General features: G+C 61.0%; 13 protein-coding genes. 9 read left to right on the top strand and 4 right to left on the bottom strand.

Features of this window, described 5'->3' with window-relative positions:
- Window positions 1–9: 9 nt before the first annotated feature.
- On the bottom strand, window positions 10–1,737 hold the full coding sequence (locus tag C2E19_RS26075) for a C13 family peptidase (protein ID WP_129395677.1): 1,728 nt from the start codon (window positions 1,735–1,737) through the stop codon (window positions 10–12).
- A 102-nt stretch (window positions 1,738–1,839) separates the two neighbouring features.
- Window positions 1,840–2,295 carry a MaoC family dehydratase gene (locus C2E19_RS26070; protein WP_007909575.1) on the bottom strand — a complete coding sequence of 152 codons (456 nt, stop codon included), beginning with the start codon at window positions 2,293–2,295 and terminating at the stop codon, window positions 1,840–1,842.
- Window positions 2,296–2,488: 193 nt separating this feature from the next.
- Between C2E19_RS26070 and C2E19_RS26065 the strand changes: the two genes are divergently transcribed.
- Genes C2E19_RS26065 through C2E19_RS26055 form a run of 3 tightly spaced genes read left to right on the top strand, consistent with a single transcriptional unit; the run spans window position 2,489 to window position 4,168 of the window.
- Window positions 2,489–2,851, top strand: coding sequence for a CidA/LrgA family protein (locus C2E19_RS26065; protein WP_129395676.1), 363 nt, complete (start codon window positions 2,489–2,491; stop codon window positions 2,849–2,851).
- The gene (locus C2E19_RS26060) at window positions 2,851–3,567 is read left to right on the top strand and encodes an LrgB family protein (protein ID WP_129395675.1); all 717 of its coding nucleotides are present in this window, start codon (window positions 2,851–2,853) and stop codon (window positions 3,565–3,567) included. Before C2E19_RS26065 ends, C2E19_RS26060 begins: the two co-directional genes overlap by 1 nt.
- Window positions 3,568–3,577: 10 nt before the next feature.
- Entirely contained in the window at window positions 3,578–4,168 is a 591-nt protein-coding gene (locus tag C2E19_RS26055; protein ID WP_129395674.1) for an LON peptidase substrate-binding domain-containing protein, read from the top strand.
- A gap of 123 nt (window positions 4,169–4,291) precedes the next feature.
- On the opposite strand, the gene C2E19_RS26050 is transcribed toward C2E19_RS26055, so the two are convergent.
- Window positions 4,292–5,608, bottom strand: a complete 1,317-nt coding sequence (locus tag C2E19_RS26050; protein ID WP_129395673.1) for a bifunctional DedA family/phosphatase PAP2 family protein — start codon at window positions 5,606–5,608, stop codon at window positions 4,292–4,294.
- Between the two features lie 127 nt (window positions 5,609–5,735).
- A complete protein-coding gene (locus tag C2E19_RS26045) occupies window positions 5,736–6,431 on the bottom strand; it encodes a DNA-3-methyladenine glycosylase (RefSeq protein ID WP_129396181.1) in 696 nt (231 codons plus the stop codon).
- A 177-nt stretch (window positions 6,432–6,608) separates the two neighbouring features.
- On the opposite strand from C2E19_RS26045, the gene C2E19_RS26040 reads away from it, so the two are divergent.
- The 6 genes from C2E19_RS26040 to rodA all read left to right on the top strand — a co-directional run bounded on the left by C2E19_RS26040 (window position 6,609) and on the right by rodA (window position 12,656).
- Window positions 6,609–7,880, top strand: coding sequence for a glutamate-5-semialdehyde dehydrogenase (locus tag C2E19_RS26040; RefSeq protein WP_129395672.1), 1,272 nt, complete (start codon window positions 6,609–6,611; stop codon window positions 7,878–7,880).
- Window positions 7,849–8,571 carry a nicotinate-nucleotide adenylyltransferase gene (gene nadD, locus C2E19_RS26035; RefSeq protein WP_129395671.1) on the top strand — a complete coding sequence of 241 codons (723 nt, stop codon included), beginning with the start codon at window positions 7,849–7,851 and terminating at the stop codon, window positions 8,569–8,571. The genes C2E19_RS26040 and nadD overlap by 32 nt, the downstream gene beginning before the upstream one ends.
- A 72-nt stretch (window positions 8,572–8,643) precedes the next feature.
- The gene (gene rsfS / locus C2E19_RS26030) at window positions 8,644–9,138 is read left to right on the top strand and encodes a ribosome silencing factor (protein ID WP_129395670.1); all 495 of its coding nucleotides are present in this window, start codon (window positions 8,644–8,646) and stop codon (window positions 9,136–9,138) included.
- Window positions 9,139–9,147: 9 nt separating this feature from the next.
- Window positions 9,148–9,615 carry a 23S rRNA (pseudouridine(1915)-N(3))-methyltransferase RlmH gene (rlmH, locus tag C2E19_RS26025; RefSeq protein WP_003185785.1) on the top strand — a complete coding sequence of 156 codons (468 nt, stop codon included), beginning with the start codon at window positions 9,148–9,150 and terminating at the stop codon, window positions 9,613–9,615.
- A 10-nt stretch (window positions 9,616–9,625) separates the two neighbouring features.
- Window positions 9,626–11,521, top strand: a complete 1,896-nt coding sequence (gene mrdA / locus C2E19_RS26020) for a penicillin-binding protein 2 (RefSeq protein WP_129395669.1) — start codon at window positions 9,626–9,628, stop codon at window positions 11,519–11,521.
- 31 nt (window positions 11,522–11,552) lie between these two features.
- Entirely contained in the window at window positions 11,553–12,656 is a 1,104-nt protein-coding gene (rodA, locus tag C2E19_RS26015; RefSeq protein WP_164979482.1) for a rod shape-determining protein RodA, read from the top strand.
- The last annotated feature ends 7 nt before the right edge of the window (window positions 12,657–12,663 follow it).

Below are 12,663 nucleotides of genomic sequence, written 5' to 3'. Positions count from 1 at the left end.
CTGTTCAGCTTAGTTGCTCTTTACCGCTCCGTCGTTCAACGCAGCACTTTGCAAAGCTTTTCTTGCTTGCTGTTTGCGCAGCAGTTGCCAGTGCGCGAGTACGGTTTTTGGCGCCCAGATCTGCGGCTCCGAGGCTTCGAAATTGTCCGCCAGTTCACGCTCGGCGACGGTGGCTTTGGCCAGTTTGAAGGCTTGCTCCAGGTCATCGGTCTGGTTCAGCGCCTGGGCGAACAGTGCGTCGCCGAAATAGGTGAAGTTGGCTTCTTCCGAGCAACCGAAGGACACCCGATCGGCGCGCGAGGCGGTCATGATCAAGGTGCGTTCGTCTTTCAGCGCCGGGATAAAACCACCGGAGTAACACGAAGAGATCACGATGATCTTGTCGCGGTTTTTCAGCGGCGCCAGCACGGCGGCGAGTTCATCGGCGGGCAGGTCGGCCAGCTCCATGCGCGGCTGGTCGAGCACCAGTTCATGTTCGGCGGTGCCATGGCTGGTCAGGTAGATGAACAGCAAGTCTTCCGGGCCGCTGCGTTCAGCAAGGGCTTGCGCAGCGCGGCGCAGGTTCTCGCGGGTGGCCATCGGCCGGTCGGCCAAGTGATCGCGGTGGTTGACCAGACGGATCTGGCCATAGGCGCCGAAGCGCGTATTGAGCATGTTGGCGACGTAATCGGATTCACGCAGGAACACGCTCTGCTTGCCGTCGCCGCCGAGGGTCAGGGTGTACAGCTCAACCGCTGGCGTCGACGCGGGGATGGCGGCCAAGGCGTCATCGAGCAGACGGCCCTGAGCGAGCAAGCCGAGTTCAAGGGTGTCGGGCAATAATTTGCCGTCGGCATCGCGCACGCGCTGGCCGTTGATCCAGGTGCCGCTCATGACGCTGCCATCGGTGAGCACCAGAGTGCCGCGCCCCGAGTAGCTGTCGTTATCGAAACCGCCGATGTAGAAACTGCCATCAGACAGATTCAAACGGCCCGGCCCACTGAAGCGCCAGTCGTTGAAGGCGCCGATGTAATGGCTGCCGTCGGCGCCGATCAACTCACCCTTGCCGGTCAGCGCGCCTTCCTTGAACTGGCCGAGCCAAACGTCGCCGTCAGCGTTTTCGTAGCGACCCTTGCCGTGCAATTGATTGTTCTTGAAACCGCCGACGTAGATGTCGCCGTCGGCGCTGTTGAACGTGCCGTTGCCTTCCAGCTGACCGTTGACGAAATGCCCGCTGAACGAGTTGCCGCTGGAGTCGCCACGCTGGCCTTCGCCGTTGGGTTTGCCGTGGGCGAACTGGCCTTGATAGGAACTGCCGTCGTCCATCTCGAGACGGCCGAGGCCGGAATACTGGTCAGCCTTGAACTCGCCACGGTAGGTCATGGCGTTTTCTTTCAGCGTGCCTTCGCCTTCGCGCCGGCCTTGCTTGAAGCCCCCGGTGTAACTGCTGGCGTTGGTGGTCAGACTGCCTTGGCCATCGAACAAGCCTTGCTGAAATTGCCCGCGATAGACTTCGCCATTGCTGCCATGCCATTCGCCCTGACCGTGCCATTGGCCCTTGTCGAACTGGCCGGCGTACCAGCTGCCGTTGGGGTAGTCGACGCGCCCCTGGCCTTGCAGCAAGCCGTTGACCAGTTCACCGCGATAGCGACCGCCGTCCGGCAGGCGCGCATCTGGCGGCAACAGTGATTCGCCGTCGCCGCAAGCGGTGAGCATCAAGGTCAGGGCAATGGGTGCAAGAGAAGCGAGTGAGCGCATAGCGGGATCCGGGCAATTAGGCGACCGAGTATGCCGCAGCTATGCGTCGCATAAATAGAGAGGTGACGCGAAACAGCGTGCGCTGCTTCGCATCCGGAACGTTTAGACGAAGCAGAGCGACAATGGCTCGGCGATGTAGGCCGGTTTGTCCGAACCTTCTATCTCAAGCGTTGCGGTCGCTTTGAGCAGCCACTGGCCAGGTTTTTTCTCGGTCACTTCGCCCAGATCGACCTTCAGGCGAACTTTCGAATTGACCTTCACTGGCTGGATGAAACGCACGCTGTCCAGACCATAGTTGACCACCATCTTCACGCCTTGCGGCAGGATGAGGATGTCTTCCATCAATTTCGGGATCAGCGACAACGACAGGAAACCGTGGGCAATGGTGCTGCCAAATGGTGTTTGCGCGGCTTTGACCGGGTCGACGTGAATGAACTGATAATCACCGGTGGCTTCGGCGAACAGGTTGATGCGTTCCTGATCGATGGTGAGCCATTCGGAACGTCCGAGTTCCTTGCCGACATAATCTTTGAGCTCTGCAACTGGAACATAGGGCATTGAGACTCTCCTTGGGTTCATCGGTTTTATAGTTTTTTCGGTGGGGGATTTGACCGCCCTGCGAACCACTGTAGATCATCATGGCGATTTGCTCCGGTCAACCGACCATGCTTTTGGCGAATGCCGATCCATAGCGCAGGCGTGCTTATAATGCCGAGCCCCTGCTGGGTGAAAAGTAAGACGGAGATGTCGGATGTTGCTACGTGGCCTGACCCTGCTGGTGCTGTTTCAATTGCTCGGCACGGCGCTCAATCACTTGTTGTTGCCGGTGCTGCCGGGGCCGATCATCGGTCTGCTGCTGTTACTGATCTTCCTGATCGTTCGCGGTGAAGTCGGCGAGCCGCTGAATCTCGCGGCCGGCAGCCTGCTGCGTTATCTGCCGCTGTTGCTGGTGCCGCCGGCAGTCGGGGTGATGGTGTATGCGACGGCGATTGCCGCCGATTTCTGGGCGATTGTCGGCGCGCTGGTGGTGTCGCTGATTCTGTCGATGGCGTTTGCCGGCGTGCTGATGCAACGCATGGTCAAGCGTCACGCGCACCGTTCGGAGGAGTCCTGATGCTCTTCGACTGGCAAGGCGCTTGGGCCTCTGTAATCCATCATCCGCTGTTCGGCATCGGCATCACCCTCGGTGCCTATCAATTGGTCTTGGCGGCGTTCGAAAAAACCCGCTGGATCTTTCTGCAACCGGTGTTGGTCTCCATGTTGTTGGTGATCGGTGTGTTGGTCGGCTGTGGCCTGACCTACGCCGAGTACCGCAAGAGCACCGAGATCCTCAGCATTCTGCTCGGCCCTGCCACCGTGGCGCTGGCGGTGCCGCTGTACCTCAACCTGCGGCGTATTCGCCAATTGTTCTGGCCGATTTTTACTACGCTGGTGATAGGTGGGGTGGTTGCAACCGGCATGGGCGTGCTGCTCGGCTGGTGGTTTGGCGCTGATCACATGATCCTGATGACCATGGCGCCGAAGTCGGTGACCTCGCCGATTGCGATGCTGGTGGCCGAGCAGATCGGTGGTGTCGCGGCGCTGGCAGCGGTGTTCGTGTTGATCACCGGGGTGATCGGCGCGATCTTCGGCCCGGCGCTGCTCACCCGTCTCGGCGTGCACAGCCCCGAGGCGCGCGGCATGGCGCTGGGCATGACCGCGCATGCGGTCGGCACCTCGGTGGCATTGCAGGAAAGTGATGAGTGCGGCGCCTTCGCGGCGCTGGCGATGAGTCTGATGGGCGTGGCCACGGCGGTGTTCCTGCCGCTGGCGGTGTCGATGGTGGTGTAAGGAAATGTCTATGAGTCTGCCGCTTTTCCCGCTGAACACAGTGCTGTTTCCCGGCTGCAACCTCGACTTGCAGATCTTTGAGGCGCGCTACCTCGACATGATCGGCCGCTGCATGAAGCAGGGCGGCGGTTTTGGCGTGGTGTGCATCCTGGAAGGCAGCGAAGTCGGCCTCGCGCCGGAAGGCTATGCGCTGGTCGGTTGCGAAGCACGCATCACCGACTTCCAGCAGCAGGATAACGGCTTGCTGGGGATACGCGTACAGGGCGGTCGCCGCTTCAGTGTGTTGCGCACTGAAGTGCAGCGCGATCAGTTGATCCTCGCCGACGTCGAGTGGCTGGATGACGATCCCGAGCAACCGTTGCAGGATGAAGACGCTGACTTGGTGGCGCTGCTCAGGGCGCTGGCGGAACACCCGATGGTCGAAGCTTTGAACATGGGCACCGAAGCGCTCGGTCAGCAGTCGCTGGCCAATCAGCTGGCGTATCTGTTGCCGTTCGCTGAAGAAGACAAGATTGATCTGCTGCAACTCGACGATCCGCAGCAGCGACTGGATGCGATCCAGGCGCTGCTTGATGAGTTGCAGGGCGAACTGTTTGCCTGAAACATCGTAAAAGATCGCAGCCTGCGGCAGCTCCTACACGATTTGATTCCACATGCGCGCGATGTGTCGGGCGTGAAATGGAATCCCATGTAGGAGCTGCCGCAGGCTGCGATCTGTTGATCTTCAATACGCGTAACGCAACATCGTCCCCGGCAAATGCCGAAACACAAACAAACTGAACAACACCACCAGCGCCGGCAAAACCAGCCACCAGACCCTGACCGGCATCGCATTCAGCGGCGCCTTGCGCTGGCTCAGCCACAACCCCGCCGCACACACGCACGTCGCCAGCATCGCCCCCGCCAGAACATCCGTCGGCCAGTGCGCCCCGAGATAAACCCGCGACAAGGCAATCGACAGCGCCGGAATGCACCCGAGCAGCAGCCAGGTCAGGCGCATGCGCGGCGGTTGCCCACGGCCGGCGAGCACCGCGAGTACCAGAAACAGCGCAAACGAACCCGAAGCGTGACCACTCGGCATGCTGTAACTGGTCAGTGGGTCACTCAGCACTTCCGGGCGCACCCGGGCGAAAAACATCTTTGTACCGGTGTTGAGCAATGCTGTGCACAGCAACACGCCGCCGGCGAAAATTGCCTGGCGCCATTGCCGGCACAGCAACAACAGGCCGGTGAGCAGGGCGCTGAACATCAGCATGTTGCGGAATTCGCCGATCAGGGTGAACGTCACCGCGATCTCATCGAGCATCGGTTGGCGATGTTCCTGCACCAGCGTCATCACGCCTTGGTCGAGTGCTGTCAGGTACGGATAGCCGACGAACAGGCCGATCAGGATCAACAGGCTCATGCTGCTGATCCATATCGTCGCGCGACGGTGGCGGCGCAAGCTGCTGTTGACGCTAAGGCCGACCATCACGGCAATACTGGCCGCGACAATCCCGGCTTGCAGCCAGAAACCTTCCGGCAATGGCAGGCGAATCGCCGCGCCAGTGGCCCAGCCCGGCAACAGGTACGCGACGCTCCAGCCAGCAGCGGCCAGCAGGCTGACGGCGGCGAAACGCGGGAAGGGCATGTCGCACATGCCGGCGACCATCGGCAACATCGGCCGCAACGGGCCAATAAAACGCCCGACCAGCAGACTGGCGATGCCGTAACGCTGGAAGTAGCTCTCGGCACCGGCCATCCATTCCGGATGATGACGCAGCCCCGGCAGACGGCGGATGTTCTGGTGGAAGTGGCGGCCGAGGAAATACGAGATCAGATCGCCGAGAATCCCGCCAAGGAAACCCAGCAGCAAGGTTTCACTCAGCGACAGTGCGCCGCTGCCGGCGAGCACCGCGATGGCAAACAACAACACCGTGCCGGGCACGATCAAACCGGCAATCGCCAGGCATTCCACGCAAGCGACAATGAATACTGCTGCGGCCAGCCACTGCGGGTTGGCTGCCAGCCAGCCGGTCACGCTATCGAGCCATGGGCCCATACCAAAAAACTCCAAATCATTAATGGCCCCCGTGTAGGAGCTGCCGAAGGCTGCGATCTTTTGATCCTGATACTTAAAACAAGATCAAAAGATCGCAGCCTTCGGCAGCTCCTACATGGGTTTGTGTTTACAGCAGGAAATAGTCGCGGCCTTCGACCTGACCGCGTCGCAGCGGGTTCCGTGTGCACCATTGCGCATAGGCTGCGTCGACGAAGCGGTACATCAAGTGTTCGTCACGGCCGTGGGGAATGCCCAAACGGGTGGTCTGGATAATGTGCGCAGGCGCAGGCCCGGTGTCTTCTACCAGAAGCACTTCATGATCGAAACGCTTGGCATCCCACACCGGTACTTTCAGCCCCAGTGCCTTGCACAGCAAAGTTTGCCCGCCGCAGAGTTTCTGTGACGGTCGCGCACGGCCCTGAGCATCGGGATTGTTCAACAGCATCTGCGCCAGACTCGCCGGGCCACTGATTTCATCGACCCATGGATAAGCCGATTTGATCAGCACCGCATTGCCTGGGCCTTGGGCGCTGAAGTTCAGCGAATCGCCGCCACGGGCGTAATACATATAAATGTGGCCGCCATCAAGAAACAAAGCCTTACGCTTTTCTGTGTAGCCAAGAGACGCGTGGCTGCCTTTTTCCGCGCAGTAATACGCTTCGGTTTCGATGATCCGCGTGCTGAGCCAGAGGTCGCCGACGCGATGACGGATGACTTTACCGAGCAATTCCTTGGCCAGCACTTGGGCGTCGCGGTCAAAAAAAGCGTCCGGGAGCCCCAGCGGCAGGCGCTCGGCGTGGGAACGAACGGTCAGGTTGGACATGGCAGGCAAGGTTTATCCAGGCTGAAGAGATCGTGATGATAACAATCCGCAGCTTAATTACGCCTGAACGTCGGCGATTCGCGGTTCATTTTGACCATCCGCCCGTCACCGCTGTTAGTCCCGGGACGCGACAGCTATAATCTGCCGCTTTCCTCTTTGCCAAGACCCCAGCAGACCATGACTGAGTCCGTTCTTGACTACATGACCCGATTGGGTCGCGCCGCCCGCGAAGCCTCCCGGGTCATCGGCCGTGCCAGCACCGCGCAGAAAAACCGCGCCTTGCAGGCTGCTGCCAATGCACTGGACGCCGCGCGCGCCGAGCTTGCTGCAGCCAATGAACAGGATCTGGCCGCCGGCCGCGCCAATGGTCTCGAGCCCGCTTTGCTGGAACGTCTGGAACTGACCCCGGCGCGCATCGACGGCATGATCGTCGGTCTGCGCCAGGTGGCTGCGCTGCCGGACCCGGTCGGCGCGATCCGTGACATGAGCTTCCGTCCGTCGGGCATTCAGGTCGGCAAGATGCGCGTGCCGCTGGGCGTGATCGGGATCATCTACGAATCCCGTCCCAACGTGACCATCGATGCCGCCAGCCTGTGCCTGAAGTCCGGCAACGCGACCATCCTGCGCGGTGGCTCCGAGGCGATTCATTCCAACCGTGCCATTGCCACCTGCATTCAGCGCGGTCTGGCCGAGGCCGAATTGCCCGCCGCCGTGGTGCAAGTGGTCGAAACCACCGATCGTGCGGCTGTCGGCGCGATGATCACCATGCCCGAGTACGTCGACGTGATCGTGCCGCGCGGTGGCCGTGGCTTGATCGAACGTATCAGCCGCGATGCCCGCGTACCGGTGATCAAGCATCTGGACGGCATTTGCCACGTTTACGTCAGTGCCCACGCCGATCTGCCGAAAGCCCAGCGCATCGCCTTCAATGCCAAGACCTATCGCTACGGTATCTGCGGTGCGATGGAAACGCTGTTGGTTGACCAGACTGTTGCCAAGGATTTCCTGCCGTCGATGGCGGCCCAGTTCCGCGAAAAAGGCGTCGAGCTGCGTGGCTGCGAGCGCACCCGGGCGATCATCGACGCGGTTGCCGCCAGCGAAGACGACTGGAACACCGAGTATCTGGCGCCGATCCTGTCGATCCGTGTGGTCGACGGTCTGGATCAGGCGATCGAACACATCAACCATTACGGCTCGCATCACACCGACTCGATCGTCAGCGAAAACCTCGCCGACACCCGTCGTTTTGTCGCGGAAGTCGACTCGGCGTCGGTGATGATCAACACTCCGACGTGCTTTGCCGATGGATTTGAATACGGATTGGGTGCCGAGATCGGCATTTCTACTGATAAGCTGCACGCCCGTGGCCCGGTGGGCCTCGAAGGACTGACCTGCGAGAAGTACATCGTGGTCGGTGATGGTCAGTTGCGCGGCCAGGCGACGGTCTGACTTGACCGACCTCGACCTGACAGCGCCGCAATCCGGCAGCGAGTCCCGTCCACGGCGCATTGGCGTACTGGGCGGCACGTTCGATCCGGTGCACATCGGCCATCTGCGCGGCGGACTGGAAGTCGCCGAAGCGCTGGCGCTCGATGAGTTGCGCCTGACGCCAAGCGCGCGGCCGCCGCATCGCAACACGCCGCAAGTGTCGGCGCAGGACCGCCTGGCGATGGTCGAGTGCGCGGTGGCCGGAGTGCCGCCGCTGGTGGTGGACGCCCGCGAATTGCAGCGGGACAAACCGTCCTACACCATTGATACCCTGGAGTTGATGCGTGCCGAAATGCCCGCCGAGACCCAGGTTTTTCTGCTTTTGGGCTGGGACGCATTTTGCGGCCTGCCCACTTGGCATCGCTGGGAAGAGTTGCTCCAGCATTGCCACATCCTGGTGCTACAGCGCCCGGACGCCGACAGCGAACCGCCGGATGCCTTGCGCAACCTGCTGGCAGCGCGTTCGGTGAGCGACCCGCTGGCCCTGAAAGGGCCGAGCGGACAGATTGCATTCGTCTGGCAGACACCGCTCGCGGTTTCCGCCACCCAGATCCGTCAACTGCTGGCCAGCGGTAAGTCGGTACGTTTCCTGGTGCCCGACGCGGTCCTGGCCTACATCGATGCGCACGGTCTTTACCGTGCGTCGAACTGAACAAGGCGTGCTTCACTGATACGAATCCACGTGTCGCCAAGCCGCCGAATATATGAGCAAAACGAGTTTTATATGACTGACAAAGACCTACCGAAAGTAAAACGCAAAGGCACATTCAAGAGCGCTCCGCTGCCAGAGCCGGTCAATACCAATGAGCCGCTGAAGGGCGACGAACTGGTCAAGCTGGCCGTAGCTGCCCTGGAAGACGTCAAGGCACAAGACATCCAGATCATCGATGTTCGCGACAAGCAGAGCATCACTGACTACATGATCATCGCCACCGGTACTTCCAACCGCCAGATCAACGCGATGCTCGACAAGGTTCGCGAAGAAGTCAAAAAGCAGGGCGCCAAGCCGCTGGGCGAAGAAGGCAAGGGCGACAGCGACTGGGTGCTGTTGGACCTGGACCTGGTGATCGTGCACATGATGACTGCCTCGGCACGTCAGTTCTATGACCTGGAACGCCTGTGGGCCGGTGCCGAGCAAAGCCGTGCGGCCGACGCCAAGCACCACAGCCCGGAAAACACCCACGAGCATTTCACCAAGCTCAACAAAGACCAGCTGTAAGGGATTGCTGTGCGACTGCGCCTGATCGCTGTCGGTTCACGTATGCCCAAGTGGGTGGAAGAAGGCTGGCATGAATATGCCAAGCGTCTTCCGTCCGAGCTGGCGCTGGAACTGGTGGAAATTCCGCTCAATACCCGTGGCAAGAATGCCGACGTGGCCCGTTTCATCCGCCAGGAAGGCGAAGCCATGCTGGCCAAGGTCGGGCCGAACGAGCGGATCGTCACGCTGGAAGTCCACGGCAAGCCCTGGAGCACCGAGCAACTGGCGGTCGAACTCGACCGTTGGCGGCTGGATTCGCGCACGGTCAATTTCATGGTCGGTGGCCCGGAAGGGCTGGCGCCGGAAGTCTGCGCCCGCGCCGATCAGCGCTGGTCGTTGTCGCCGCTGACGTTGCCGCACCCGTTGGTGCGGATCCTCATCGGCGAACAGTTGTATCGTGCCTGGACCGTGTTGTCCGGTCACCCTTACCACAAGTAATCCTGCCCTCATGTCTCAGCCGATCCGCATCAAGGACCACGAAAAGGACGCACGCCTGGTGCGTAGCCGCGTCGTGTTCGGGGCCATTGCGATCGTGATGCTGATCGGCGTGTTGATTGCGCGGCTGTATTACTTGCAGGTGATCCAGTACGAGTACCACTCGACGCTGTCGGAAAACAACCGCGTCCACGTGCAGCCGATTCCGCCGACGCGCGGGCTGATTTTCGACCGCAACGGCGTGGTGGTGGCGGACAACCGTCCAAGCTTCAGCCTGAGCATGACCCGCGAGCGCTCCGGCGACTGGCAGCAAGTGCTCGACGTCATCGTCGAAGTGCTGGAGCTGACGCCCGAGGACCGGGGGATTTTCGAGAAGCGCATGCGTCAGGGCCGTCGGCCGTTCGAGCCGGTGCCGATCCTGTTCGAGCTGACTGAAGAGCAGATCGCCCGCATCGCCGTGAACCAGTTCCGCCTGCCCGGCGTGGAAGTGGTCGCGCAGCTGGTCCGTCACTACCCGCAGGGCGCGCATTTTGCGCACTCGGTGGGTTACATGGGGCGGATCAACGAGAAAGAGCTGAAGAGCCTCGATCCGGTCAACTACAGCGGCACCCATCACATTGGCAAAACCGGTATCGAGCGTTTCTACGAGCCGGAATTGCACGGTCAGGTCGGTTACGAAGAAGTCGAGACCAACGCCCGTGGCCGCGTCTTGCGCGTGCTCAAGCGCACCGATCCGATTCCCGGCAAGGACATCGTCCTCAGCCTCGACATCAAGTTGCAGGAAGCCGCCGAGGCAGCGTTGGGCGGACGTCGTGGCGCGGTGGTTGCGCTCGATCCGAAGACCGGTGAAGTGCTGGCGATGGTCAGTCAGCCGAGCTTCGACCCGAACCTGTTCGTTACCGGCATCAGCTTCAAGGCGTACGCCGAGTTGCGCGACTCGATCGACCGACCGCTGTTCAACCGCGTATTGCGCGGTCTGTATCCGCCGGGTTCGACGATCAAACCGGCGGTGGCGATTGCCGGTCTTGATTCCGGCGTAGTCACGGCTTCGAGCCGGGTGTTCGACCCGGGCTACTACATGCTGCCCAACTACGATCACAAATACCGCAACTGGAACCGCACCGGTGACGGCTTTGTCGACCTCGACACGGCGATCATGCGTTCCAACGACACCTATTTCTATGACCTGGCCCACAAGCTCGGCATCGATCGGTTGTCGACGTACATGAACAAGTTCGGCATCGGCCAGAAGGTCTCGCTGGACATGTTCGAAGAATCTCCAGGCCTGATGCCGTCGCGCGAATGGAAGCGGGCGACGCGCAAACAGGCGTGGTTCCCGGGTGAAACGCTGATTCTCGGGATCGGCCAGGGCTACATGCAATCGACCCCGCTGCAACTGGCCCAGGCCACGGCACTGGTGGCCAACAAAGGCGTGTGGAACCGTCCACACCTGGCGAAATCCCTCGAAGGGGTGAAGCCGGTTGACGAAAACCCGATGCCGGACATTGTCCTGCGCGATCCGTCGGACTGGAACAAGGTCAACCACGGCATGCAGCAGGTGATGCACGGTGCTCGCGGTACCGCGCGCAAAGCCGCCATCGGTGCGCAATACCGCATCGCCGGCAAGTCGGGTACCGCCCAGGTCGTCGCGATCAAGCAAGGTGAGAAGTACGACCGCTCCAAGGTTCAGGAACGCCACCGCGACCACGCCTTGTTCGTTGGATTTGCCCCGGCCGATGACCCGCGAATCGTGGTCTCGGTGATGGTCGAGAACGGCGAGTCCGGGTCCGGCGTCGCTGCGCCCGTCGTGCGTCAGGTCATGGACGCCTGGCTGCTCGATCAGGACGGACGTTTGAAGGCCGAATACGCCAGCCCAATCAGTGCGGAGGCTACGGCCCGTGATGAATAACTTTGATCGCATGCTCTCCAGTGAGGATGTGATGCGTCGCCGTGCGACGTTGCTGCAAAGACTGCATATCGATGGCCCGTTGCTGATCCTGCTGCTGATCCTCGCCGCCGGCAGCCTGTTCGTGCTGTATTCGGCGAGCGGCAAGAGCTGGGATCTGCTCGGCAAACAGGCCACATCGTTTGGCATCGGCCTGGTCTCGATGATCGTCATCGCCCAGCTCGAACCACGTTTCATGGCGCGCTGGGTGCCGCTCGGTTATGTGGTCGGTGTGGTGTTGCTGATGGTGGTGGACATCATGGGCCACAACGCCATGGGCGCCACACGCTGGATCAACATTCCCGGGGTGATTCGTTTCCAGCCCTCGGAGTTCATGAAGATCCTGATGCCGGCGACCATCGCCTGGTATCTGTCCAAACGCACCTTGCCGCCGCAGCTCAAGCACGTCGGCATCAGCCTGATGCTGATCGGCGTGCCGTTCGTGCTGATCGTGCGTCAGCCAGACCTCGGCACTTCGCTGTTGATCCTCGCGGGCGGTGCGTTCGTGCTGTTCATGGGCGGGCTGCGCTGGCGCTGGATTCTCAGCGTGCTGGCGGCGGCGATCCCGGTGTCGGTGGCGATGTGGTTTTTCATCATGCACGACTACCAGAAGCAGCGAATCCTCACATTCCTTGATCCTGAGAGCGATCCGCTGGGCACCGGCTGGAACATCATCCAGTCGAAAGCGGCGATCGGTTCCGGCGGTGTCTTCGGCAAGGGCTGGCTGCTCGGCACCCAGTCGCACCTGGACTTCCTGCCGGAAAGCCACACCGACTTCATCATTGCCGTACTCGGCGAAGAGTTCGGCCTGGTGGGCATCTGCGCGCTGCTATTGATCTATCTGTTGTTGATTGGCCGGGGGCTGGTGATTACCGCCCAGGCACAAACGCTGTTCGGCAAATTGCTCGCCGGTTCGTTGACCATGACGTTTTTTGTTTACGTTTTCGTCAACATCGGTATGGTCAGTGGCCTGTTGCCGGTCGTAGGGGTGCCGTTGCCGTTCATTAGCTACGGAGGAACTTCGCTGGTGACGCTGCTGTCAGCGTTTGGGGTTTTGATGTCGATCCATACCCATCGCAAGTGGATCGCACAGGTTTGAATAAGGT

The organism is Pseudomonas sp. DTU12.3 (genome assembly GCF_004124275.1).
In the GTDB taxonomy this organism is placed as follows: domain Bacteria; phylum Pseudomonadota; class Gammaproteobacteria; order Pseudomonadales; family Pseudomonadaceae; genus Aquipseudomonas; species Aquipseudomonas helmanticensis.
Note: the sequence above shows the minus strand (reverse complement) of the source record. Positions and strands in the feature narration are given on the sequence as shown.